Annotated in this window: 24 protein-coding genes; 17 read left to right on the top strand and 7 right to left on the bottom strand. The window is 71.6% G+C overall.

Annotation, left to right across the window (positions count from 1 at the left end):
* The first annotated feature begins 58 nt into the window (after window positions 1-58).
* Both ACZ5WK_RS08940 and ACZ5WK_RS08935 read left to right on the top strand, forming a co-directional pair.
* On the top strand, window positions 59-1,006 hold the full coding sequence (locus ACZ5WK_RS08940) for a DUF4097 family beta strand repeat-containing protein (protein WP_465546370.1): 948 nt from the start codon (window positions 59-61) through the stop codon (window positions 1,004-1,006).
* Between the two features lies 1 nt (window position 1,007).
* A complete protein-coding gene (locus ACZ5WK_RS08935) occupies window positions 1,008-2,045 on the top strand; it encodes a PadR family transcriptional regulator (RefSeq protein ID WP_465546368.1) in 1,038 nt (345 codons plus the stop codon).
* A 91-nt stretch (window positions 2,046-2,136) separates the two neighbouring features.
* Here ACZ5WK_RS08935 and ACZ5WK_RS08930 read toward each other — a convergent pair whose 3' ends face one another.
* Complete coding sequence (locus ACZ5WK_RS08930) at window positions 2,137-3,099, bottom strand: zinc-binding dehydrogenase (RefSeq protein ID WP_465546366.1); 963 nt, start codon at window positions 3,097-3,099, stop codon at window positions 2,137-2,139.
* A 113-nt stretch (window positions 3,100-3,212) separates the two neighbouring features.
* On the bottom strand, window positions 3,213-4,409 hold the full coding sequence (locus ACZ5WK_RS08925) for an NAD(P)-dependent malic enzyme (protein WP_465546365.1): 1,197 nt from the start codon (window positions 4,407-4,409) through the stop codon (window positions 3,213-3,215).
* 586 nt (window positions 4,410-4,995) lie between these two features.
* Between ACZ5WK_RS08925 and ACZ5WK_RS08920 the strand changes: the two genes are divergently transcribed.
* The 5 genes from ACZ5WK_RS08920 to ACZ5WK_RS08900 all read left to right on the top strand — a co-directional run bounded on the left by ACZ5WK_RS08920 (window position 4,996) and on the right by ACZ5WK_RS08900 (window position 9,843).
* The gene (locus tag ACZ5WK_RS08920) at window positions 4,996-5,922 is read left to right on the top strand and encodes an ABC transporter substrate-binding protein (RefSeq protein WP_465546363.1); all 927 of its coding nucleotides are present in this window, start codon (window positions 4,996-4,998) and stop codon (window positions 5,920-5,922) included.
* Window positions 5,923-6,406: 484 nt separating this feature from the next.
* Complete coding sequence (locus tag ACZ5WK_RS08915; protein WP_465546361.1) at window positions 6,407-7,339, top strand: ABC transporter substrate-binding protein; 933 nt, start codon at window positions 6,407-6,409, stop codon at window positions 7,337-7,339.
* Window positions 7,340-7,373: 34 nt separating this feature from the next.
* The gene (locus tag ACZ5WK_RS08910; RefSeq protein ID WP_465546359.1) at window positions 7,374-8,348 is read left to right on the top strand and encodes an amino acid ABC transporter permease; all 975 of its coding nucleotides are present in this window, start codon (window positions 7,374-7,376) and stop codon (window positions 8,346-8,348) included.
* Window positions 8,345-9,136: an amino acid ABC transporter ATP-binding protein gene (locus tag ACZ5WK_RS08905; RefSeq protein WP_465546357.1), complete on the top strand. Its 792-nt coding sequence runs from the start codon at window positions 8,345-8,347 to the stop codon at window positions 9,134-9,136. The genes ACZ5WK_RS08910 and ACZ5WK_RS08905 overlap by 4 nt, the downstream gene beginning before the upstream one ends.
* A gap of 113 nt (window positions 9,137-9,249) precedes the next feature.
* Window positions 9,250-9,843, top strand: a complete 594-nt coding sequence (locus ACZ5WK_RS08900) for a CGNR zinc finger domain-containing protein (RefSeq protein ID WP_465546355.1) — start codon at window positions 9,250-9,252, stop codon at window positions 9,841-9,843.
* Here the strand turns inward: ACZ5WK_RS08900 and sodX are convergent.
* The gene (gene sodX, locus ACZ5WK_RS08895; RefSeq protein WP_465546353.1) at window positions 9,840-10,280 is read right to left on the bottom strand and encodes a nickel-type superoxide dismutase maturation protease; all 441 of its coding nucleotides are present in this window, start codon (window positions 10,278-10,280) and stop codon (window positions 9,840-9,842) included. The genes ACZ5WK_RS08900 and sodX overlap by 4 nt on opposite strands.
* Before the next feature lie 185 nt (window positions 10,281-10,465).
* Between sodX and sodN the strand changes: the two genes are divergently transcribed.
* From sodN to ACZ5WK_RS08855, 8 genes are all read left to right on the top strand, one after another.
* Window positions 10,466-10,861 carry a superoxide dismutase, Ni gene (gene sodN, locus ACZ5WK_RS08890; RefSeq protein ID WP_063347853.1) on the top strand — a complete coding sequence of 132 codons (396 nt, stop codon included), beginning with the start codon at window positions 10,466-10,468 and terminating at the stop codon, window positions 10,859-10,861.
* Between the two features lie 393 nt (window positions 10,862-11,254).
* Window positions 11,255-12,319: a FecCD family ABC transporter permease gene (locus ACZ5WK_RS08885; protein WP_465546351.1), complete on the top strand. Its 1,065-nt coding sequence runs from the start codon at window positions 11,255-11,257 to the stop codon at window positions 12,317-12,319.
* A complete protein-coding gene (locus ACZ5WK_RS08880) occupies window positions 12,319-13,092 on the top strand; it encodes an ABC transporter ATP-binding protein (protein WP_465546349.1) in 774 nt (257 codons plus the stop codon). Before ACZ5WK_RS08885 ends, ACZ5WK_RS08880 begins: the two co-directional genes overlap by 1 nt.
* 2 nt (window positions 13,093-13,094) lie before the next feature.
* Complete coding sequence (locus tag ACZ5WK_RS08875; RefSeq protein WP_465546598.1) at window positions 13,095-14,096, top strand: ABC transporter substrate-binding protein; 1,002 nt, start codon at window positions 13,095-13,097, stop codon at window positions 14,094-14,096.
* Window positions 14,097-14,226: 130 nt separating this feature from the next.
* Complete coding sequence (locus ACZ5WK_RS08870) at window positions 14,227-14,610, top strand: nuclear transport factor 2 family protein (RefSeq protein ID WP_465546347.1); 384 nt, start codon at window positions 14,227-14,229, stop codon at window positions 14,608-14,610.
* A gap of 9 nt (window positions 14,611-14,619) precedes the next feature.
* Window positions 14,620-15,096: a GNAT family N-acetyltransferase gene (locus ACZ5WK_RS08865; RefSeq protein WP_465546345.1), complete on the top strand. Its 477-nt coding sequence runs from the start codon at window positions 14,620-14,622 to the stop codon at window positions 15,094-15,096.
* 294 nt (window positions 15,097-15,390) lie between these two features.
* Window positions 15,391-15,801, top strand: a complete 411-nt coding sequence (locus ACZ5WK_RS08860) for an ATP-binding protein (RefSeq protein WP_465546343.1) — start codon at window positions 15,391-15,393, stop codon at window positions 15,799-15,801.
* Between the two features lie 159 nt (window positions 15,802-15,960).
* Window positions 15,961-16,962, top strand: coding sequence for an RNA polymerase sigma factor SigF (locus ACZ5WK_RS08855; RefSeq protein ID WP_465546341.1), 1,002 nt, complete (start codon window positions 15,961-15,963; stop codon window positions 16,960-16,962).
* A gap of 48 nt (window positions 16,963-17,010) precedes the next feature.
* Here ACZ5WK_RS08855 and ACZ5WK_RS08850 read toward each other — a convergent pair whose 3' ends face one another.
* Complete coding sequence (locus ACZ5WK_RS08850) at window positions 17,011-17,439, bottom strand: hypothetical protein (protein ID WP_465546339.1); 429 nt, start codon at window positions 17,437-17,439, stop codon at window positions 17,011-17,013.
* 50 nt (window positions 17,440-17,489) lie between these two features.
* On the opposite strand from ACZ5WK_RS08850, the gene ACZ5WK_RS08845 reads away from it, so the two are divergent.
* Window positions 17,490-18,461: a diacylglycerol/lipid kinase family protein gene (locus tag ACZ5WK_RS08845; RefSeq protein ID WP_465546337.1), complete on the top strand. Its 972-nt coding sequence runs from the start codon at window positions 17,490-17,492 to the stop codon at window positions 18,459-18,461.
* A 368-nt stretch (window positions 18,462-18,829) separates the two neighbouring features.
* Entirely contained in the window at window positions 18,830-19,081 is a 252-nt protein-coding gene (locus ACZ5WK_RS08840) for a WhiB family transcriptional regulator (RefSeq protein WP_014138019.1), read from the top strand.
* A gap of 415 nt (window positions 19,082-19,496) precedes the next feature.
* Here ACZ5WK_RS08840 and ACZ5WK_RS08835 read toward each other — a convergent pair whose 3' ends face one another.
* The 3 genes from ACZ5WK_RS08835 to ACZ5WK_RS08825 form a co-directional block, all read right to left on the bottom strand.
* Window positions 19,497-21,017, bottom strand: a complete 1,521-nt coding sequence (locus ACZ5WK_RS08835) for a sensor histidine kinase (RefSeq protein WP_465546335.1) — start codon at window positions 21,015-21,017, stop codon at window positions 19,497-19,499.
* Window positions 21,018-21,515: 498 nt separating this feature from the next.
* Complete coding sequence (locus tag ACZ5WK_RS08830; protein ID WP_465546333.1) at window positions 21,516-22,574, bottom strand: SIS domain-containing protein; 1,059 nt, start codon at window positions 22,572-22,574, stop codon at window positions 21,516-21,518.
* Window positions 22,575-22,776: 202 nt separating this feature from the next.
* On the bottom strand, window positions 22,777-24,057 hold the full coding sequence (locus ACZ5WK_RS08825) for an extracellular solute-binding protein (RefSeq protein WP_465546596.1): 1,281 nt from the start codon (window positions 24,055-24,057) through the stop codon (window positions 22,777-22,779).
* Window positions 24,058-24,096: the final 39 nt, after the last annotated feature.

Here is a 24,096-nt window from a genome sequence, read left to right as displayed (position 1 = left end):
TATATCGTCTTCAGGAGAGAACGCGATACATCGCGAGTCACTACGGGAGGCGGCAGAGATGAGCCAGTGGACGGTCGAGGGGCCCGACAGGATCACCATCGACGAGGAGGTCCGGACGCTCCAGGTACGGATCATCGACGGCACGGTGAACGTCGTCGCCGCCGAGGGCCCGGCCCGCCTGGAGGTCACCGAGCTGAAGGGCGAGCCGCTCCACGTCACCCTGGTCGACGGCGTGCTGACGGTCACCTACCAGGACCTCAGCAGCTGGAGCGACTTCGGCGACGTGCTCAAGTCGGTCGACTCGGTGAAGGGCTTCTTCTCCTCGTTCAAGCGCAAGCGGGTCGCCGCGGTCACCCTGACCGTGCCGGCCGCCACCGAGGTCAAGGTCGGGACCGTCTCGGCCGACACCACCATCTCCGGCTTCGCCGAGCACGTCTCGGCGCAGACGGCCAACGGCGACGTCACCCTGGTCGGCCTCGCCGGCCGGACGTCCGCCAACACCGTCACCGGCGACGTGGACGCCCAGTCGGTGGCCGGGCAGCTCAAGCTGAACACCGTCTCCGGCCGGCTCACCGTGGTCGCCGGCACCGCCGACAGGGTGCAGGCCAACGCCGTCACCGGCGCGGTCACCCTGGACCTCGACGTGGCCACCCCGACCGACATCAAGGTCACCACGGTCAGCGGCGCGGTCGGCGTCCGGATCCCCTCGCTGGCCGACACCAAGGTCCAGGCCGGCACCAACAGCGGCGACATCTCCAGCACCTTCGAGCAGCTCAAGGTCGGCGGCACCTGGGGCGCCAAGCGGCTCTCCGGCCAGCTCGGCGAGGGCAAGGGCAGCCTCGCGGTGACCACCGTCTCCGGCGCCGTCACCGTGCTGCGCCGCCCCGACGCCGAGGACGACGGCCCGGTCGTCGTCAAGGAACTTCCGGCCGGCCTGGACCTCGGCAAGGGCCCGGAGCAGGGGCCGGACCAGGGCAACGGCCCCGACCTCACCAAGGAGGCCTGACATGACCCCCGTCTTCGGCCACGGCCGGCTCCGTCTCTACCTGCTGAAGCTTCTCGACGAGGCCCCGCGGCACGGCTACGAGGTCATCCGCCTCCTGGAGGAGCGGTTCCAGGGCCTGTACGCGCCCTCGGCCGGCACCGTCTACCCGCGCCTCGCCAAGCTGGAGCAGGAGGGCCTCGTCACGCACAGCACCGAGGGCGGCCGCAAGGTCTACCGGCTCACCGACGCCGGCCGCGCCGAGCTGGAGGCCCGCCGGGGCGAGCTGGACGAGCTGGAGCTGGAGATCCACGACTCGGTGGCCCAGCTCGCCGGGGCGATCCGCGAGGACGTCCGGGACAGCGCCAAGGACCTCCGCGAGGAGCTCTGGGGCGCGGCGAAGCAGGCTCCCCGGCCCGGGACCGCCGAGAGCGGGGACCCCTGGGCCGGCCCGTGGGGGGACAAGGAGGCCTGGCAGCGCGCCAAGGAGGAGTTCACCCAGTTCAAGAAGCACGCCAAGGAGCAGGCCAAGCGCGCCAAGGAGCAGGAGAAGGCGGCCAAGGCCAAGGCGAAGGCCGCCGAGGAGGAGGCCCGCCGGCTGCGCGAGCAGTCCCGGGCGGCGCGGACGGCGGCCCAGCAGGAGGCGCTGCGGATCAAGCGCCGGGTCGAGCAGCAGGTGCGCGAGCACGCCGCCCGCGGGGACTGGCCCACCGGGCTGGCCGAGGGGCTCTCCGAGCTGACCAGGGGCCTGTCCGGGCTGGCCGACTCGGCCCGCTGGGGCCACTCGGCGGAGGACGCCCCGCCGCCCGCCGAGAAGGTCACCGTCACCCGGATCGACCTGGACAAGGACGAGCCGGCCGGCGCAGCCCCGGCCGACCTGCAGTCGTGGACGGCCACCGACCCGGCCGGCGACCCGGCGCGGGAGCTGGAGCGGCTGCTCGACCGCTTCCGCGACCAGGTCCGCGACGCGGCCCGGGACGGCGGGGTGACGGCCGGCCGGCTGGCCGAGGCCCGCTCGGTGCTGGGCACGGCCGGCGAGCGGCTGAAGCGCCTGCTGGGCTGAGCCCGCCGCGCGGCCACGGGCCCGGCACTCCTCCGGGGGGAGGGAGTGCCGGGCCCCGCGCGTGCACGGCGCGGAACCGCGGACCGCGGTCTCAGGGCGTGAGGACGATCTTCCCGAAGACGTCGCCCTTGGCGAGCCGGGCGAAGCCCTCCCGGGCCTCGGCCAGCGGCAGCACCGAGTCGATCACCGGACGGACCCCGGTGGTGGCGCAGAGCGAGAGCAGCCCCGCCAGCTCCTCCTTGCTGCCCATGGTCGAGCCGACCACCTTGAGCTCCAGGAAGAAGATCCGGTTCAGCTCGGCGGCCTTCGGGCTGGGGCCCGAGGTGGCCCCGGAGATGACGATGGTGCCGCCGGGGCGCAGCGACTTCACCGAGTGCGACCAGGTGGCGGCGCCGACCGTCTCCATGACCGAGTCCACCCGCTCGGGCAGCCGGGCACCGCTCTCGAAGGCGGCGTCGGCGCCGAGTTCGAGGGCCCGGGCGCGCTTGGCCTCGTCCCGGCCGGTGACCCAGACCCGCAGGCCGGCGGCCTTGCCGAGGACGATCAGCGCCGTCGCCACACCACCGCCGGCGCCCTGCACCAGGACGGTGTCACCCGGCTTCACCCCGGCGTTGGTGAACAGCATCCGGTACGCCGTCAGCCAGGCGGTGGGCAGGCAGGCGGCCTGCTCGAAGGAGAGTCCGGCCGGCTTGGGCAGCAGGTTCCAGGTGGGGACGGCCACCCGCTGGGCGAAGGTGCCCTGGTAACGCTCGGTCAGGATCGAGCGCGGCTCGGCCGGCCCGACGCCGTGTCCGGTCTGGCCGATCACCGAGTGGACGACCACCTCGTTGCCGTCCTCGTCGATGCCCGCGGCGTCGCAGCCGAGGATCATCGGCAGCCTCTCGGCGGGCAGGCCGACCCCGCGCAGCGACCAGAGGTCGTGGTGGTTGAGGCTGGCGGCCTTGACCGTGACCACGCTCCACCCGGGGCGCGCCTGCGGTTCGGGGAGTTCGCCCAACTCCAGCCCGCTCAGCGGGTCGTCGGCGTCGATTCGTGCGGCGTAGGCAGCAAACATGGTCCGGACGATAGCCGCGACAGCCGGAGCCCGGAACCACACGTCGGTGTGACGCGCGTCCCGGGCTCCGGCTCGGCTGTGCGATCTGCGGTCCGAACCGCTGCCGCTGGGTCCTAGCGGCGCGCCACGCCCTCGGCGCGGGCGGCCTCGGCGACGGCCTTGGTGACCGCCGGGGCGACCCGCTCGTCGAACGGCGAGGGGATCACCTTCTGCGGCGTCAGCTCGTCGGCGACCACGCCGGCCAGCGCCTTGGCGGCGGCCAGCTTCATGCCCTCGGTGATCCGGGTGGCCCGGACCTGCAGGGCGCCGGCGAAGATGCCGGGGAAGGCCAGCACGTTGTTGATCTGGTTCGGGAAGTCGCTGCGCCCGGTGGCGACGACCGCCGCGTACTTGTGCGCGACCTCCGGGTGGATCTCCGGGTTCGGGTTCGCCATCGCGAAGATGAACGCGCCCTCGGCCATGGTCGCCACGACCTCCTCCGGCACGGTGCCGCCGGAGACGCCGATGAAGACGTCGGCGCCGGCCAGCGCGTCGGCCAGCGAGCCCTTGATGCCGGTCCGGTTGGTCTGCGCGGCGATCTCGGCCTTGACGTCGGTGAGGTCGCCGCGGCCCTCGTGGACCACGCCGCGACGGTCACAGACCGAGACGTCGCCGATGCCGGCGGCCACCAGCATCTTGGCGATGGCGATGCCGGCCGCGCCGGCGCCGGAGATGACGGCACGCAGCGTGCCGATCTCGCGGCCGGTCACCCGGGCGGCGTTCCAGAGCGCCGCGGTGGTGACGATCGCGGTGCCGTGCTGGTCGTCGTGGAAGATCGGGATGTCCAGGGCGTCCTGGAGCCGGCGCTCGATCTCGAAGCAGCGCGGGGCGGAGATGTCCTCCAGGTTGACGCCGCCGAAGGAGGGCGCCAGCCGGACGACGGTCTCGACGATCTCGTCCACCTCGGTGCAGGCGAGCGCGATCGGGACGGCGTCGACCCCGCCGAACTGCTTGAACAGGATGGCCTTGCCCTCCATCACGGGCAGCGAGGCCTCCGGGCCGATGTCCCCGAGGCCCAGCACGGCGGTGCCGTCGGTGACGACGGCCACCGTGTTGGACTTCCAGGTGTAGTCGTTCACCAGCTCGGGCTGCTCGGCGATGGCCGTGCAGACCCGGGCGACACCGGGGGTGTAGGCGAGGGACAGGTCGTCCGCGTCGCGCACCGGCACGGTCGCCCGGATCTCCATCTTGCCGCCGCGGTGGAGCGCGAAAACGGCGTCGACCGGATCGTCGGTGTCCTGAGTGCTGCTGTGGATGATCTCCGCTGCCACGATGACCTCTTCGTCATTGATGAGCGAGGACGAGGCCGACGGGCGGACGACCCGGCGGAAACTCGAAACCGGGTACGCCGAAGCGAACCCGGGGAGAGCGGGGTCGGGGCGCTGCCGTCGGGGCCGCGCCCTCGGGATGAGGGATTTTTCTTTCCAGTTGTCTGCGTCGTGCTTCCAGGCTGAGCGTAGGTCGGACGACGACATCGCACCTATGCCGTTTCGTCCAACGTCATGTGCTTTTTTTCATTCGCTGTGTCGCCCCTTGACGGCACCCGGCGTCGGAAGCACCCGGTCCCGGTGGCGGCAGTCGCGTACGCACACACACCCGCAGGAGTGAACGCAGACACAGAGGGGAGCCGGTGCTTCGGATACGGAGTCCGCGTCGTGGACTTCCGTTCCTGCGCACCCCGAGCCTGTCTCGACTCGGCGGTCTGGGTTCGATCGTCGGGGGTCACCCGGTAGCAGATTCTGACACACCCGCTGCCGGGCCCGGCAGGGAGGGATGGGAGGATCCCCTGGCCCGCCGTCTCGCGTACACCTCCGCGACACTGCGGCGCCACCTCGTCCCTCCCACAGGAGCACGCTCATGCACCACCGTCTCCACCCCCGACGACCGGCGATCGCCGCCCTCACCCTGGCCACAGCCGGAGCCCTGCTGCTGACCGGCTGCGGCGGCGACAACGAGCAGGCCACGAAGGACCCGGTGCAGGTGGTCCGCGGCATGGTCCCGAAGGCCCAGCGATCCGCCGGTGTGCTCCGGGTCGGCTCGGACCTCAACTACGCGCCGGTGGACTTCCGGGGCGCCGACGGCAAGCCGGACGGCCTCGACCCGGACATCGCCAACGCCCTCGGCAAGATCCTCGACCTGCGGATCGAGATCGTCGACACCCCGTTCGACAAACTGATACCGAACCTGCACGCCAAGCAGTTCGACGTGGCGATGTCCGCGCTCAGCGACATCCGCCAGCGCCGCGAGGGCATCGACGACGGGGGCAACCAGACCAACCCGGGCGTCGACTTCGTGGACTATTTCATCGCCGGCTCCTCGATCACCGTCCCGAAGGGCAACCCCAAGGGCATCCACACCCTGGACGACCTCTGCGGCCGTACCGTCTCGGTGCAGCAGGGCACCACCCAGGACGAGATCGTGGCCCGTCAGGTGACGGCCTGCACCCGGGCCGGCAAGCCGCTCACCGTGCACAAGTTCGAAAGCGACGCCAAGGCGCTGGCCGAGGTGGCCTCCGGCGCGGCCGCGGCCGGCCTGAACGACTTCCCGGTGGCGGCCTACGCGGCGAAGACCACCGACGGCGGCAACCGCTTCGAGGTCACCGGCGCGCAGTCCAAGTCCAACCCGTACGGCATCGCGCTGCGCAAGACCGACACCGAGCTGCGCGACGCCATCTCCAAGGCGGTGGACCAGCTGATCCGCAGCGGCGACTACGACAAGATCCTCGCCAAGTGGAACGTGAGCGCGGGCGCGGCCCAGAACGCCGTGGTGAACGGCGGGATCTGAGCCCCGCACAACCGGGCGGGCCGGTCGGATCCGGGCGGGATCCGGCCGGCCCGCGCGGGCGGCCCAAATCGCCCCGGCCCTCGGGCGGGCCTCCGGGCAGAGTGCAGGGAGATCTGCATACTTATACGCAGGGTGACAGGGGCACGGTATTCGTCCGAATAGCGGACAGCGTGACCCCTCGTTATCCGATTTTGATCTGAATGAGGGCCACCCGACCGTCATCAGATGGCAGGATTCCCCCCATCTCGGATCGAGCCGGCCACTGGTCGAGGCGGTTCGATCGGCGTCCACCTCGGCGGAGGGTGGCGGAAGCAGTACACGCACCACCCTGCGCGCCCCCTGCCCAGGCCATGCACGACCGGCTCTGCCCGTACGACGTACAGCGAAACTCCACCCGTACAGCGCCGTACGGCCCGCTGTCCCGGTGTGCCGCTCCCCTGCGGCGCGCTCCGCCCGACCTCTCCCTCAGGAGGAGATCCCCCTCATGACCGCCCGTACCCAGCGCACCCGCCTCCTCGCGGCCGGCGCGGTAGTCGCGTCCGTCTCCCTCGTCCTGACCGGCTGCGGCAGCAGCAAGTCCTCGTCCGGCTCCTCCGGCAGCGGCGCCGCGTCCGTCTCCGTGCCCCCGGTCACCGCCGACCCGTCGCTCGCCGCGCTGGTGCCGGCCGACGCCAAGTCCGCCGGCAAGCTGGTCGTCGCCGCCGACGCCTCGTACGCGCCCAACGAGTTCCAGGACGCCTCGGGCAAGATCATCGGCATGGACGTGGACCTGGCCAACGCCATCGGCCAGAAGCTGGGCCTGGGCGTCGACGTCCAGAACTCGCCGTTCACCGCGATCATCCCCGGTATCGCGGCCAACAAGTTCCAGCTGGGCATGAGCTCCTTCACCGACACCAAGGAGCGCGAGGCCACCGTCGACATGGTGACCTACTTCCTCGCGGGCACCAGCGCGGCGGTCAAGAAGGGCAACCCGGACAAGATCGACATCAACAACCTGTGCGGCAAGAAGATCGCCGTCCAGACCGGCACCACCCAGGCCGACTCCATCAAGGACACCATCAACCCGGCCTGCGTCGCGGCCGGCAAGCCCCCGGTGCCGAACGACGGCGACAAGTTCGACCTGCAGACCGACGTGACCCAGGCCGTGGTCTCCGGCCGCGACCAGGTCATGCTGGCCGACTCCCCGGTCATCGACTACGCGATCAAGCAGACCAACGGCCAGCTGGAGCAGCTCGGCTCGGTCGAGGGCAAGGCCCCCTACGGCATCGTGCTGGCCAAGGGTGCCGCGCTCACCCCGGCCGTCCAGGGCGCCGTCCAGTCGCTGATGGACGACGGCACCTACAAGAAGATCCTGGAGAAGTGGGGCGTCCAGGCCGGCGCGATCGACAAGTCGGTCATCAACGGCGCCACCAGCTGACCCCTCGCCAGTTCCCCACCCCCCTGAGGCCACTGTGAACACTTCCGATCAGGGGAAGGCGGGTCCGGGACGGCCCGAGTCCTTCAAGGCCGTCCCGGTCCGCCACCCCGGCCGGTGGGCGGGAGCCGTCGTCGTCGCGATCGTCGCGGCGATGCTGCTCCACGCCCTGATCTTCAATCCCGCCTTCCAGTGGGATGTCGTCAACACCTACCTCTTCGATTCCAGCATCCTGCACGGCCTCGGCGTCACCCTGGAGCTCACCGCGCTCTCGATGGTGATGGGTGTGGCCGGCGGCATCATCCTCGCGGTGATGCGGCTGTCGCCGAACCCGCTGCTGTCCGGCACCGCGTGGTTCTACATCTGGGTCTTCCGCGGCACTCCCGTGCTGGTCCAGCTGGTGTTCTGGAACTTCCTGGGCGCGCTCTGGCCGACGCTGTCGATCGGCATCCCGTTCGGGCCCGAGTTCTGGTCCGAGTCGACCAACAAGCTGATCCCCGTCTTCACCGCGGCCCTGCTCGGCCTCGGCCTCAACGAGGCCGCCTACATGGCCGAGATCGTCCGCGGCGGCATCCAGTCGGTGGACGAGGGGCAGTCCGAGGCGGCCCACGCGCTCGGGATGAGCCGCTTCTCGACCATGCGCCGGATCGTCCTGCCACAGGCCATGCGGGTGATCATCCCGCCCACCGGCAACGAGACCATCTCGATGCTGAAGACCACCTCGCTGGTCAGCGTCATCGCCCTGGAGGAGCTCTTCCGGGCCGGGCAGAACATCTACTCCCGGACCTTCCAGACCATCCCGCTGCTGATCACCGTCAGCCTCTGGTACCTCTTCCTGACCTCCGTACTGACCATCGGCCAGTACTACGTCGAGCGGCACTACGCTCGTGGTACCACCCGGACGCTGCCGCCGACTCCGATCGAGCGACTGCGCCGGCTGTTCGCGGGCAAGCCCGTCCCCAAGGCCAAGAACGACGTGGTCCCGGGCGTCGAGGGAGGCAGCCACCAATGACCGACCTGAGCAAGCCCCCGGTCTCCGGGCACCCGATGGTGCACGCCGAGGGCGTTCGCAAGTCGTACGGCCTCGTCGAGGTGCTCAAGGGCATCGACCTGGAGGTCAAGCAGAACGAGGTGTTCGTCCTCGTCGGGCCCTCCGGCTCCGGCAAGTCGACCTTCCTGCGGTGCATCAACCACCTGGAGAAGATCAACGGCGGACTGCTGTCCGTCGACGGCGAGCTGGTCGGCTACCGGCGCAAGGGCGACAAGCTCTACGAGCTCAAGGACAGCGAGGTCGCCCTCAAGCGCCGCGACATCGGCATGGTCTTCCAGCGCTTCAACCTGTTCCCGCACATGACCGCCATAGAGAACATCACCGAGGCGCCGGTGCAGGTCAAGGGCGAGAGCCGGGCGGACGCCCGGGAGCGCGGCATGGCCCTGCTGGAGCGGGTGGGCCTCGCCGAGAAGGCGAAGAGCTACCCGTCCCAGCTCTCCGGCGGCCAGCAGCAGCGCGTCGCGATCGCCCGCGCGCTGGCCATGAAGCCCAAGCTGATGCTCTTCGACGAGCCCACCTCGGCGCTCGACCCGGAGCTGGTCGGCGAGGTGCTGGACGTCATGCGCGGCCTCGCCGAGGACGGTATGACGATGATCGTGGTCACCCACGAGATGGGCTTCGCCCGCGAGGTCGGCGACGCGCTGGTGTTCATGGACGGCGGTGTCGTGGTCGAGTCCGGCAACCCGCGCGAGGTCCTCACCAACCCGCAGCACGAGCGCACCCGCGCTTTCCTCTCCAAGGTGCTCTGAGCGCACCTTCCCGCGGCGCCCGGCAGGCCGGTCCTGCCGGGCGCCGACGTTTTCCCCGCCCGGGTAATAGGCTGGACGCAATCAGCCCGTTACCGACTTCTGGAAGGACCACCGTGGAGCTCGCCTCGTACGCCGATCTGGCCGTCCGGCTGGTGAACACCGAGGAGCCCGAGCGCGGCACCGACTCGCTGACCTCGGTGGACGCGGTGCGCGCGCTGTTCTCGGAGTCGTCGCGGGCCGCCGCGCTCGCCGACGAGTCGGACCTGCCGCGGCTGCGGGCCGTCCGTACCCGGCTGCGCGGGGTGTTCGAGGCCGCCGCCGAGGGGGACGAGGTCCGCGGCGTCGACCTGCTGAACAGCCTGCTGATGGAGTACCCGGTCAGCCCGCTGGTCTCCGGCCACGACTACCTGGACGACGCCGGGCGGCCGCGCTGGCACCTGCACCTCGCCGACAACTCGCCGACCGCCACCTCGCACTTCAGCGCCGTCGCCTGCATGGGGCTGGCGGTCCACCTGACCGAGCTGGGCGCCGACCGGCTCGGCATCTGCCAGGCCGCGCCCTGCCGCAACGCCTACCTGGACACCTCCACCAACCGCTCCCGCCGGTACTGCTCCGACCGGTGCGCCACCCGCGCCAACGTCGCCGCGTACCGGGCCCGCAAGCGGCAGGAGGCCCAGGAGGCGGCGACGCTCGCCGGCCAGGGCTAGAGGGTCTCCGGGTCGGCCCAGACGCCGAGCCGGCGGGCCAGCCCCGGCACCCGGGCCAGCGGGCCGGTGAGCAGCAGGCGCTCCAGCCGGCGGCCCGGGGCCAGCCAGGCCGGGCGCGGACGCAGCCGCAGCAGCACCCGGCCGAGCACCAGCTCGTCCGGGACGGCGCCGTAGCTGCGGCTGTCGCTGTCGACCGGCCGGTTGTCGGAGAGCAGCCACCAGCCCTTCGGGCGCCGCTCGGCGGCCCGCTTCACCACCAGCAGGTCCTGCTGGAAGGGGTGGCGGAAGACCACCACCGCCCCCGGCCGGATCCGCGCGCCGTAGCGGACCAGCAGCTGGTCGCCCTCGCGCAGGGTCGGCACCATCGAGGGCCCGGCCACGTCGATCAGCCCGAACGGGGCGCCACCCCCCGGGGTACCGCCCTCCGGTTCCGCCATCCGCGCCACGACTCCTCCTCCCGGCCCGCCGGGTCCCAGTCTGCCGTACGGGCCGTCACCCGCCGATGTCCGGATTGGCCCGGTTCCGGCTCCACCTTTTGCCCTAGGCCCACCGCCCGATCGCGAAACCCGGTGGCCGGAAGGGTAATCTCAGCCGCGGGAAGACGATCTAAGGAAGGACTCCCATGTTCTCTCGTCTGTTTGCACCGCGCGCCACCGCCCACGCCCACTGCGACCTGCCCTGCGGCGTGTACGACCCCGCGCAGGCCCGGATCGAGGCCGAGTCGGTGAAGGGCACCCAGGAGAAGTACCAGGCCAACGAGGACCCGGCATTCCGCACCCGCGCCCTGATCATCAAGGAGCAGCGTGCCGAGGCCGTCAAGCACCACATCTCGGTGCTGTGGAGCGACTACTTCAAGGCCCCGCACTTCGAGAAGTACCCGCAGCTGCACCAGCTGATCAACGACACCCTGAAGGCCGCCTCGGCCGCCAAGGCGTCGACGGACCCGGCCACCGGCCAGGCCCTGCTCGACCTGATCGCCGAGGTCGACAAGATCTTCTGGGAGACCAAGCAGGCCTGACCCGGGGTCAGCCGCCGCCGAACCGCCCCCGTCCGCATCACCGGACGGGGGCGGTCGCGTCTCCCGGCCCGCCATCACCCTGTAAGGGTTGCCTGGCCTTACTGCCTGTTATGCTGCCAGGGCGTCCCGCGGGGGAAGCCGGTGCGACTCCGGCGCTGACCCGCAACGGTGGGCGGAGCCCTGTGCCCGCGAGCCCGATCGCCCCGGGGCGCTGACCTCCCGACAACTCGCCGCGGACTGCGAGGGGATGGCGCCCCCGGCTCTCCCCGCGGCCCGGGCGCGCCGCCCCTGTGCCCGCCCGCGGCCCGAGGCGAAGGCGCCCTCCGTGAGCCAGCGAACCATCGAGCGGTGCTCGTGGGCGAAGGCCCCCGCCGTGCGACGTGAGGCGGGCGCATGAGCACCGCACCGGCTGCCGCGCCGGCCCGTCGAATACCCGCCGCCCCGCTGGCCGCAGGCCTGGCCGCGGCACTGCTGCTCTCGCTGGTCTGCGGGGTCGCCCTGGGCTCCTCCGGCCTCGGCTGGTCGCAGGTACTGCGGCTGCTCGGCGCCGGGCTGACGGGCGGTCGGCTGGAGGCCGGGGAGGCCGCCGCCTACGCGATCGTCTGGGAGATCCGGCTGCCGCGCACCGTGCTGGCCGCCGTGGTCGGCGCCGGGCTCGCGGCCACCGGGGTCGCGGTGCAGGCGATGGTCCGCAACGCCCTGGCCGACCCGTTCGTCCTCGGCATCTCCTCCGGCGCGGCCGTCGGCGCCAACGCGGTGCTGTTGCTCGGCGCCTTCGCCTCGCTCGGGGTCTGGGCGATCTCGGTCTCCGCGTTCGGCGCGGCACTGCTGGCCATGGTGCTGGTGTACGCCACCGCCCGCACGGCCTTCGGGCTCACCCCGCTGCGGCTGGTGCTCACCGGCACCGCGATGTCCTACGGCTTCTCGGCGGTGACGGCGCTTATGGTGTTCGGCGCCGCCCGCGGCGAGGCGGCCCGCAGCGCCATGATGTGGCTGCTCGGCAGCCTCGGCGGGGCCACCTGGGGCTCGGTGCCGATCGCCGCCGCCACCGTGCTGGCCGGCCTGGCGTACCTGGCCTGCGCCGCCGGGCGGCTGGACGCGCTCGCCATGGGCGACGAGACGGCGGCCTCGCTCGGGGTGGACGGCGACCGGCTGCGCCGCGAGCTGTTCGTGGTGACGGCGGCCGTCACCGGCACCGTGGTCGCGGTCAGCGGCGCGATCGGCTTCGTCGGGCTGATGGTGCCGCACCTGACCCGGATGCTGGTCGGCGCCGGGCACCGCCGGGTGCTGCTGGTCGCCCCGCTCACCGGCGCGCTGCTGCTGGTCTGGGTGGACATCGTCTCGCGCACCCTGCTGGCCCCGGCCGAACTGCCGGTCGGGGTGGTCACCGCGGTGCTCGGGGTGCCCTGCTTCCTGCTGCTGATGCGCCGTCGCGGCTACACCTTCGGAGGCCGCTGATGGACCTCGCCCTCGACGGCGTCTCGGTCGACCTGGCCGGCACCCGGCTGGTCCACGACATCACGCTGCGCGCCGCCGCGGGGCAGGTGGTGGGCCTGGTCGGACCGAACGGCAGCGGCAAGTCCACCCTGCTGCGCTGCGTCTACCGGGCGCTGCGGCCGGCCGCCGGCGCCGTCCGGCTGGACGGCGCCGACCTGCACGCGCTGACCCCGCGGGAGGCCGCCCGGCGGGTGGCGGCGCTGCCGCAGGAGCACTCCGCCGAGTTCGACTTCACGGTGGCCGAGGTGGTCGGGATGGGCCGGCTGCCGCACCGCGGCGGCTTCGCCCGCCCGGCCGACGGCGACGAGGAGCGGTGCCGTGACGCGCTGCACCGGGTGGGCGCCGGGCACCTGGCCGGGCGCGGCTTCCTGAGCCTGTCCGGCGGCGAGAAGCAGCGGGTGCTGATCGCCCGCGCGCTGGTCCAGGAGCCCCGCGTGCTGGTGCTGGACGAGCCCACCAACCACCTCGACATCGCGCACCAGCTGGAGGTGCTGGCGCTGGTCCGGGAGGCCGGGCCGACGGTGCTCACGGCCCTGCACGACCTCAACCTGGCGGCCGGCCACTGCGACCTGCTCTACGTCATCGCGGCCGGCCGGATCGTCACCTCCGGACCGCCGGCCGAGGTGCTGCGGCCGGCCCTGCTGGCCGAGGTGTTCGGCGTGCGCGCGACCCCGGTGGCACACCCGGACACCGGCGCCGTCCAGCTGCTCTTCGACCGACTCCCCCGATCCTAGGAATCCCCGTGCGTACCAAGGCCGTTGCCTCCGCCGCCCTGCTCACCCTCGGGCTGACCGCGTGCGGCGCCGAGATCGCCCCCGCCGGTGACGCCGCCACCGGCTCCGCCCACTACCCGGTGACCGTCGACAACTGCGGCGCCGAGGTCACCTACCGGACGAAGCCCGCCCGGACGGTGAGCAACGACGTCGGCATCACCGAGCTGTTGCTGGCCCTCGGCCTCGCCGACCGGATGGCCGGCTACGTGATGCCCGACGACAAGGGCCAGGTCGACAAGGTGGCCTGGAAGGACGGCTACCAGCGGACCACGTGGCTCTCCAAGCAGCAGATCACCAAGGAGATCGTGCTGGAGGCCAAGGCCGACCTGGTCTTCGCCGGCTGGCACTACGGCTTCAGCGAGGCCGACGGCTTCACCCCGCAGGCGCTGGCCGGCCTCGGCATCGGCTCCTACGTGCTCACCGAGTCCTGCCGCAGCGGCAAGGGCCAGGAACGCGGCGTGATGTCCCCGCTGGACGCGCTCTACACCGACCTGGCCAACCTGGGGGAGATCTTCGACGTCCGCGACCGGGCCGACGAGCTGATCGCCGAGTTCAAGGCGCAGGTCGCCGCCGTGCCGCAGCCCGAGCGCCGGCCGCGGGTCTTCCTCTACGACAGCGGCGAGGACAAGCCCTACACCTCGGGGAAGTTCGCGGCGCCGGAGGAGATCATCACCAAGGCCGGCGGCCGGAACGTGATGGGCGACGTCGCCGACTCCTGGACCACCGTCGGCTGGGAGAGCGTGGTCCGGCGCGACCCCGAGGTGATCGTCATCAACAACTACGGCTCCCCCGACGCCGAGGCCAAGCGGAAGTTCCTGAAGACCTTCCCGCCGCTCGCGGGCGTCTCCGCCGTCCGCAACGACCGGATCTTCGTCCTGGACTACGCCGACCTGGTGGAGAGCCCGCGCAACCCGGCCGCGATCACCGCCCTGGCGGCGTACCTGCGCAGCGTGACGACCGGCTGAGCCGGACCGCGGGGGCGGCCGGAGGGCGCGGCCGGGCGGCGGGGGCGGCCGGAGGGCGCGGCCGGGCGGCGGCACGGCGGGCGTACGCTCGAAGGTACGAGCCGACGGAACCGACCGGAGGAGCGAGAACATGACCACCTTGGCCGCGTCGTCCGCCTTCGACACCGCGGCGCTGCGCGAGGGCATCGAGCGCGCCGACGCCGACGCCCTGCTGGCGCTGTACGCGGACGACGCCGAACTGCGCATGGTCGACCGCAAGACGCAGCCCAGCCACCCCCTGGTGATGCACGGCCGGGACGAGATCGGCGCGATGCTGGACGACGTCTACGGCCGGGAGATGACCCACCGGCTGGAGCAGGTGGTGCTCCAGGACGACCGCGTGGCCTTCCTGGAGTCCTGCCAGTACCCCGACGGTGTCCGGGTACTGGTCAGCTCGGTGGCCGGCCTGCGGGACGGCCGGATCGTCGACCAGACCTCGATCCAGGCCTGGGACGAGAACGAGCGGTCCCAGTAGGCTCGTCGCATGATCCGCACAGCCGTAGTCACCGATGTCCCGGTCATTCACTCCATGATCCGCGAACTCGCGGAGTACGAGAAGGCTCCGCACGAGGCGGTGGCCACCGAGGAGCAGCTGCGCGACGCGCTGTTCGGCGCCAACCCGGCGCTGTTCGGCCTGATCGCCGAGGACGACACCACCGGCGAGCCGGTCGGCTTCGCGGTCTGGTTCCTCAACTTCTCGACCTGGCGCGGGACTCACGGCGTCTACCTGGAGGACCTCTACGTCCGCCCGCAGGCCCGCGGCGGCGGCCACGGCAAGGCGCTGCTGCTGGAGCTGGCGCGGATCGCCGTCGAGCGCGGCTACTCGCGGATGGAGTGGTCGGTGCTGGACTGGAACGAGCCCTCGATCAACTTCTACAAGTCGCTCGGCGCGGTGCCGATGGACGGCTGGAGCGTCTACCGCCTCACCGGCGAGGCGCTCACCGCCGTCGGCACCCGCTGACCGTCCGGGAGCACGTCCTGGGGTCCGCCCGTGACTTCCTCGGCGAATTCCGAGCGGCGTCGTCCGACCCCTGACACCCTGTGTCGCGAGGGCTTACCATGAGTGACTCCCGTACCGGGGACAAAAGCGGTAACGTCTCGTGCGGATGCGCGGCGTCCGGCCACCCTCGGAGGGGTATGACCGGTACGTACCGCACCACCCCTCTGGACAGTTGGGGCGAAGCAGTTGAGCCAAGCAACAGACAGTGCCGCGGCCACCGGCCCGGAAGCACAGCGCGTCACCCAGGAGGTGAGGGTGTCCCAGATCGACGGCGAGCCCGGAGTGCAGGACTTCGTGGAGGTCCGGCTGCCCGCGGCGGGGGCCTACCTCTCGGTCCTGCGAACAGCGACGGCTGGGCTGGCGGCCCGGCTGGACTTCACGCTGGACGAGATCGAGGACCTCCGGATCGCGGTGGACGAGGCCTGCGCCATCCTGCTCCAGCAGGCGGTGCCCGGCTCGGTCCTCTCCTGCGAGTTCCGGCTGGTGGGCGACTCGCTGAAGGTCATCGTCTCCGCCCCGACCACGGACGGCCGGGCCCCGGAGCGGGACACCTTCGCCTGGACGGTGCTCTCCGCACTGGCCGGCGAGGTGGAGTCCTCCGTCGGCGAGGACAACACCGTGTCGATCAGCCTGCACAAGAAGCGCGGCGGGTCCGCCGCCCATTAGAGCCGCCACAGCAGCAACCGAACAAGGGCCGTCCGCCCGGCACCCCACCCGGGCCGGCGGGCGGCTCCCGGTACCGCCCTACACGCGGTACGACCGACATGACGGATCCGGGACCGCCCCACGGTCCCGGTGCTCCCGGAACGGAACGGGGGAATGGCCGTGAGTGATCTGGACCGTACCGGCCTCGCAACGGCGGGCCCTGCCGTACCGACCCAGGCGAGCGTTCCCGGCCTCGCCTCCAACGACGAAGCGCACCCGAAGGACGCCCACCGGATGAGCCAGCCGACCGAGCCGACGTCCGACCCGTCGCAGACGCCCTCGCCCCCGCCGTCCGCCGAGGACCCGGCGGCGGCCGAGGCGCTGCGCGGTGCGGTGCCGGCCCAGCAGGCCCCGCACCGCTCGGGTGCGCCGGACCGGGAGGCGGCCCGGGCACTGTTCGTCCGGCTGTCCGCGCTGCCCGAGGGCTCCCCGGAGCGCGTCGAGCTGCGCAACCAGCTGGTGCGCATGCACATCCCGCTGGTCGAGCACCTCGCCCGGCGGTTCCGCAACCGCGGCGAGCCGCTCGACGACCTGACCCAGGTCGCCACCATCGGGCTGATCAAGTCGGTGGACCGGTTCGACCACGAGCGCGGGGTCGAGTTCTCCACCTACGCGACGCCGACCATCGTCGGCGAGATCAAGCGGCACTTCCGCGACAAGGGCTGGGCGGTGCGGGTGCCGCGCCGGCTCCAGGAGCTGCGGCTGTCGCTGACCACGGCGACCAGCGAGCTCTCCCAGCGGCACGGCCGCTCCCCCACGGTGCACGAGCTGGCGGAGCACCTGGGGATCTCCGAGGAGGACGTGCTGGAGGGCCTGGAGTCCGCCAACGCGTACTCCACGCTGTCGCTGGACGTACCGGACAGCGACGACGAGTCGCCGGCCGTCGCGGACACCCTGGGCGCCACCGACGAGGCGCTGGAGGGCGTCGAGTACCGCGAGTCCCTCAAGCCGCTGCTGGCCCAACTGCCGCCCCGGGAGCAGAAGATCCTGGTGCTGCGATTCTTCCGGAACATGACGCAGTCGCAGATCGCCGCCGAGGTGGGCATCTCGCAGATGCACGTCTCCCGGCTGCTCGCCCGCACGCTGGCCCAGCTGCGGGAGAAGCTCCTGGTGGAGGAGTAGAACCGACGGCCGCCCGGCGCGGCCGGTGCGGCCCGCGGCCCTCTGTGCTCAGCCCTCGTGCGGAGCGTAGAGGGCCGCGGTCGACTTCGGGCTCAGCAGCGCGCCGATGCCGGCCAGGCCGAACAGGCCGACGGCGACCCCCACGGGGGCCATCGCGCCGCCGCTCTGCCACATGTAGTACGCCACCGGCAGGCAGATCGAGTTGGTCAGCACCGCCGGGCTGCGGCCCCAGCGCCGGCCCCGGAGCAGCGCCCGGGCGGCCAGCAGCGGCAGCACGCCGAGCAGCACGATCACCAGGCCGCCGAACTCGTTCAGGGCGAGCTGCTTGGACTGGCCGGACAGCGCGGCCACCATGTCCCAGACGCCGACGACGGCCAGCGCGGCGCCCGCCAGGGCGGTGATGACGGCGCCCACGGTCAGGGACGCCGGCCGGTCGGAGCCGTGCGCGGGTACGGGTGCGGAGGATTCTGCGGTCACTCCAGCAGGGTAGCCGCCGGATGGTCCGTACCGACCCGTAGGCTGAGCACATGCGCGCTCTCCTGGTCGTCAACCCGAAAGCGACCACCACCAGTGGCCGCACCAGGGATGTGCTGATCCACGCCCTGCGCAGCGACCTCAAGCTGGAGGTGGCGCAGACGGAGTACCGGGGCCATGCGCGTGACCTGGCCCGCGAGGCGGCGGAGGACGGCACGGTCGACCTGGTGGTGGCCCTGGGCGGCGACGGCACGGTCAACGAGGTCGTGAACGGACTGCTGGCGCACGGCCCGGCCGAGAAGCTCCCCCGGCTCGCCGTGGTGCCCGGCGGCTCGACCAATGTGTTCGCCCGTGCGCTGGGCCTGCCGAACGACCCCGTGGAGGCCACCGGGGCCCTGCTGGATGCCATGGAGCACCGCCGGGATCGGCCGATCAGCCTGGGCAAGGCGATGACCGAGGGGCTGCCGGACCGCTGGTTCACCTTCACGGCCGGCCTGGGCTTCGACGCCGGCGTGGTCGGCCGGGTGGAGGAGCAGCGCAGAGCGGGTCGCAGGTCCACCCACGCGCTCTACGTCGGGCAGGCGCTCCGGCACTACATCACCCAGCGTGAGCAGCGCCGATCGGGCCCGGTCACCCTGCAACTGCCGGGCCACGAGCCCGTGCCGGGCCTGGTGATGGCCATAGTCAGCAACACGTCCCCGTGGACGTTCCTGGGCAACCGCCCGGTCTACCCCTCGCCGCTCGCCTCCTTCGACACGGACCTCGATGTCTTCGGCATCACCCGGATGACGGCGTTCGGTACCGCTCGAACGGTCCGTCAGATCCTGCGGTCGCACAGCCCTTCGAGCGATGGCGCGACGTCTGTCGGCCCGTCCGGAAAGCACGTCGTCTCCTACCACGACGCCCGGCACTTCACCTTGGTTTCACAGGAACCGACCCCATTCCAGGTGGACGGGGACCACCTTGGAGACAGGAGTCGCGTCAGTTTCACAGGCGTACGGCGGGCACTGCGTGTGATTGTGTGACCGGAAGTGGGGTTCGCCCTTCTTCTCGAACGCACAAGCCCCCTTCACTCCATAGAAGTACTGGCTGTGAGCTAGGCGACACCGAAGAATCAAAAATTCCTCCCTGAAGGGGGTTGTATCCGGGCCCGAGGTTTGCGAACCTCTACATGGCGATCGGGACACATCGCAGCGACGGCAACCTCAGACCCTGGCGGGTGCCGACCGCGGAGTGTCCCTCGAATCGCCGAATCCCTCCCCAGCACAGACCACCCGGGCCCGACGGGCCTTTGGTCTCTTTTGCTGTTGCGGGATTCGTGAAAGCGTTCACATTCACAAGCCATCGATTGTGCCGACCGGGCAACCCCCGCGGCAGGAGGAGTTGGACGACCATGGACTGGCGCCACCGCGCTGTCTGCCGCGAAGAGGACCCGGAGCTGTTCTTCCCGATCGGGAACACCGGTCCTGCTCTGCTGCAGATCGAGGAAGCCAAGGCCGTGTGCCGCCGCTGTCCGGTCATGGAGCAGTGCCTGCAGTGGGCGCTCGAGACCGGCCAGGACGCCGGCGTCTGGGGCGGTATGAGCGAGGACGAGCGTCGCGCGATGAAGCGCCGTGCTGCCCGCAACCGCGCCCGCACCGCCTGATCACACGCCGTAGTACCAGCAGTGACCGTCACACCAGCAGTGACTGCAGTACCGATCAACACATGATCAAGGGCTTCCCTGCACTTCCTGGTGAAGCCTTCCGTACAAAGGACCTTGCTCGACACGGTCCCGCGACACCGAGCCGCCCAGGCACTTGATACTGTTCACTGAGAGCAATATCGTGGAGCTGAGGCGCTCACCGTGTGCAACGCACCGATGAGGTGTCGCACCACCCAGAGCCCCCGTTCCGGCCGACTCCCCCCGACGGCCGGAACGGGTTGAGAGGCCCTGTCGACCCACCCCCCCCGGTCGACAGGGCCTCGTTTCTGTTTCCCGGCCCGTTCATGACGGTCGTGCGAGGGTGCGGGACCGGCGCTTCCACCGGACGCACGCCCCCCGCGCACCTCGACGCACCTCAGCGGACCGGGATCTCCAGGACCACCTTGGTGCCGCCGTCCGGTCCCGCCACCATGTCGAAGGTGCCGCCCAGCTCGCCGGTGGCGAGCGTCCGGACGATCTGCAGCCCGAGGTTGCCCGCCTGCTGCGGGTCGAAGCCCTCCGGCATGCCCTTCCCGTCGTCCTGCACGGTGATCAGCAGGTACTCCTCGGGCCTGGCCCCGCCGTTCCAGCTGTCCGACCAGCCCATGCCGGTGGCCGGCGCCCGGCCGCGCAGCGCGGAGACCTCCAGGTTCCCGGAGGCGGACGGGCCGAAGGCGTGCTCCAGGGCGTTCTGCAGCAGCTCGGTCAGCACCATCGCCAGCGGGGTGGCCACCTCGGCGGAGAGGATGCCGAAGCTTCCGGTGCGGCGGGTCGCCACCCGGCCGTCCTGGGACAGCTCCATCACCATCGCCAGCACCCGGTCGGCGATCTCGTCGAAGGTGACCTTCTCGTCGAGCGCCTGCGAGAGCGTCTCGTGCACGATCGCGATCGAACCGACCCGGCGGACCGCCTCGTCCAGCGCGGCGCGGCCGGCGTCCGAGTCCATCCGGCGGGACTGCAGCCGCAGCAGCGCGGCCACCGTCTGCAGGTTGTTCTTCACCCGGTGGTGGATCTCCCGGATGGTGGCGTCCTTGGTCATCAGCTCGCGGTCGCGCCGGCGCAGCTCGGTGACGTCCCGGCAGAGCACCAGGGAGCCGGTCAGCGTGCCCTTGGGCTTGAGCGGGATGGCCCGCAGGGTCACCACCCCGCCCTGCACCTCGACCTCGGTCTGCCGGGGTGCCCAGCCGCTCGCCAGCTTCACCAGCGCCTCGTGCACGGCCGCGCGCGAGGGCGGGACGAGCTCGGCGGTGGCGCGGCCGAGGTGGCTGCCGACCAGGTCGGTGGTGAGGCCGAGGCGGTGGTAGGCGGAGAGCGCGTTGGGGCTGGCGTAGGTGACGATGCCGTCGGCGTCCACCCGGATCAGGCCGTCGCCGACCCGGGGTGCGGCGTCCATGTCGGTCTGCTCGACGCCGGGGTACGGGAAGGTGCCGGCGGCGATCATCTGGGCCAGGTCGGAGGCGCTCTGCAGGTAGGTGAGTTCGAGCCGGCTGGGGGTGCGGACGGTCAGCAGGTTGGTGTTGCGGGCGATCACGCCGAGCACCTTGCCCTCGCGGCGCACCGGGATCGACTCGACCCTGACCGGCACCTCCTCGCGCCACTCCGGGTCGCCCTCGCGCACGATCCGGCCCTCGTCGAAGGCGGCGTCCAGCAGGGGGCGGCGCCCGCGCGGGACGAGGTGGCCGACCATGTCGTCCTGGTAGGAGGTGGGGCCGGTGTTGGGCCGCATCTGGGCCACCGAGACGTACCGGATGCCGTCCCAGGTGGGGATCCAGAGGACCAGGTCGGCGAAGGAGAGGTCGGAGAGCAGCTGCCACTCCGAGACCAGCATGTGGAGCCACTCCACATCGGCACCGGTCAGGGTGGTGTGGCGGCGGACGAGTTCGTTCAGCGAGGGCACATGGCGAGGGTAGCTCCAGGCCCGGTGCCCGGGCCTGCCGCACCCGCCGGGCCGCCCGCCGGCACCGGCCGTCCGGACCGCCCCCGCGTGCCGGCTGCGCCTCCCACCCAAGTTGTCCAGACCAATTTTCGGAGTCCTCTGGACAACCCAGATTGGTCTAGTCCACAATGAAAGGGCACCAAGGAGAGGCCCCCCGCGCAACTGCCCTGACCCGCGCGAGGCCGCTCCTCGGTCGGACGCCGCCGAGCGAGGACCCCGCACAGTTCTCGCTCGTCCACGGCGCCCGACGACAGCTCCGGGCTGCGGTGCCGCATGGGTTGAGGGTCCCGTGTCGGCGCCGTGGCCCGTAGTGCTTTCCGGCCCCGGACGCAGGACGCCGCCGGATGCCGGTGCACCGGGACCCTTCTCCGCCGCTCACAACGCCGAACCCCCCGTCCACAGCCTGTGGACGGGGGGTTCGGCGTCGTACGGGCGGCGTCGGCGGGCCGACCGCGGCCGTCAGTGGGTCTCGGTGACCTTCGCCAGGGCGCGCGGGGCGTCGGGGTCCTGGCCGCGGGCGATGGTGACCTCGTAGGCCAGCTGCTGCAGCGGCAGGATCTCCAGAATGGTCTGGACCTCCTCGGGTACGCCGGCCGGCAGCGCGAAGCCCGCCGAGGCGGCGTCCACCTGCGCCTGCTGGCCGATGACCACCAGGTCCGCACCGCGGCCGCGCAGGCGGTCCAGCACCGGCTGCAGGGCCTCGCCGCCCTTGCCCTCCGGGACGATCGCGATGACCGGGGAGACGTTGTCCACCATGGCCAGCGGGCCGTGCAGGAGGTCGGCGCCGGAGAACGGGGAGGCCGGGATGTAGGTGGTCTCCATGAGCTTCAGCGCCGCCTCGCGGGCGGTCGGGTAGCCGTAGCCCCGCGAGGTGATGACCAGGCGCTGGGCGAAGCGGTAACGCTCGGCCAGGGCCTTCACCTCGGCCTGGCGGGCCAGGATGCCGGCGGCCAGCGACGGCAGCTCCTTGGCGGCCGCGCCGTCGCCCCCGCGCAGACCCTCCACCAGCAGGTAGAGCGCCAGCAGCTCGGCGGTGTACGTCTTGGTGGCGGGCAGCGCCTTCTCCGGGCCGGCCAGCACGTCGATGTGGAACTCGGAGACCTCGGCCAGCGGCGAGGCGGCGTTGTTGGTGACCGCCAGGGTGATCGCACCGGCCTCGCGGGCGGCCTTGGTGGAGGCCACGAGGTCCGGCGAGCCGCCGGACTGGCTGACGGTGATCACCAGCACGTCGGTGAGGTCCGGCTTGGCGCCGTACGCGGTGGTGGTCGACATCGAGGTCAGGCCGGCCGGCTTGCCGAGCAGGATCTCGATCAGGTACTTGGCGTAGAGCGCCGCGTTGTCGGACGTACCGCGCGCGGTGAGCAGGACGAAGCGCGGGTTGCGGGCGGCGATCCCGGCCGCGATCTCGAAGATCTTCGGGGCACCCTCGTCGAGGATGCGCTGGAGGACGGCCGGCTGCTCGGCCATCTCCGCCGCCATGATCCGGCCGGGGACGGGGACAGTCTGCGTGTCGGACATCTGGATGTGCCTCCGATGAGATGGTTCCACCCCACGCGGGCGGGGATGCCCGGCGGGGACCTCTACGGCGGCGAGTCCGCACACTCGCTGCGGTGATTCCTGCGGCAATCCTACGGGGCCATCCCCGTGGAGCACATTCGAGAGCCCCTCCCGCCGCGGCGGTTTCAGGCCCTCGCCGGCCGGCGGACCGGCCGGCCCCGGATCAGCCCTGCTTGTTGATCAGCTGGTCGATCGCGGCGTCCGCCTCCTTGGCGGCCTGGTCCACGGGCTTGTTGTTCTTGAGGATCGCGGTGAGCATGTCCGGCAGGATCTTCTGCTTCTCGATCGCGCCCCAGCCCGGCGCCAGCGGGGTGAACCAGGCGTCCGGCACCGCGTTGGCCGCGGCGGCCGTGGCCGGCTTGCCCTTCAGCGGGTTCAGCTGGGTCAGGTTGTTCGGCAGGATGTCCTTGTCGGCCAGCGCCTGCTCGGACTTGCCACTGGTGAACATCCGGATCCAGTCGGCGGCCAGCGGGGCCACCTGCGACTTGGCGGTGACGGCGAGGTCCGAGCCGCCGATGAAGGTCGGCAGCGGCTTGCCGCCCGGGCCGGGCATGGTGGCGACCTTGACGGCGTCCTTGAGGTTCGGGTCGCCGGTGACCGGTGCGGTCACGCTGGCCGCCTCGTAGCCGTTGCCGTAGAAGGCGCCCGCGTGCCCGCGGGCCATCGCCTCGTACTGGTTCAGCTCGTTCACCGCGAGGTCGCCCTTGTTGTACTTGCGCACCAGGTCGACGAAGTGGTTGAGCCCCTGCACGGACTTGGGGTCGCTGAGCGTGCCGTGCCAGTTGCCGCTGCTGTCGAAGCGGGCGATGGCGCCGCCGTACGCGGAGACGTAGCTCATCGCGGCGTACCAGAACGGGCCGGGCAGGTAGAGCGCCGAGTACGTCCGGTCGGACTTGTTCCTGTCTGCCAGCTTGTCCAGCGCCGCCCGCAGCTCGTCCTCGGTCCTGGGGAAGTCCGCGCTGCCGGTGGCCGTCTGGAACGCCGCCGAGTTGTAGATGGCGACCCGGGCGCCCGCGTAGTACGGCACGCACCAGAGCTTGTCCTGGTAGGTGCAGGTGTTGGCGAGCGCCTTGATCCAGGCGTCGGAGTTCTCGAAGCTGCTCCGCTCCACCGGGGCGAGCGCGCCGGACAGCACGTACTTCATGGTCTCGGTGTTGCCGAGCTCCACCACGTCCGGGGCGGTGCCCTCGGCGATCGCCTTGTCCAGCTTGGTGACCTTGTCGGCCCAGCCCTGGTAGGCGAGCCTCAGGGTGACGTTCGGGTACTTGGCGGCGAACTCGTCGTTGACCCGCTGGACGAGGTCCGGCCAGTTCTTCTGGGCGTCCTCCATCAGCCAGACCGTGACCGTCCCGGTCGCCGACTTCGGGTCCGCCGTGCCGCTCCTGGCGTCCCCCGACGGCGAGCCGCCCGAAGAACAGGCCGTCAATCCGACGGCCAACGCCATGATCCCGAACGTCGCGATGAACTGACGCTGCTTCACGCC

It is taken from the genome of Kitasatospora sp. NPDC032757, assembly GCF_055579305.1.
Note: the sequence above shows the minus strand (reverse complement) of the source record. Positions and strands in the feature narration are given on the sequence as shown.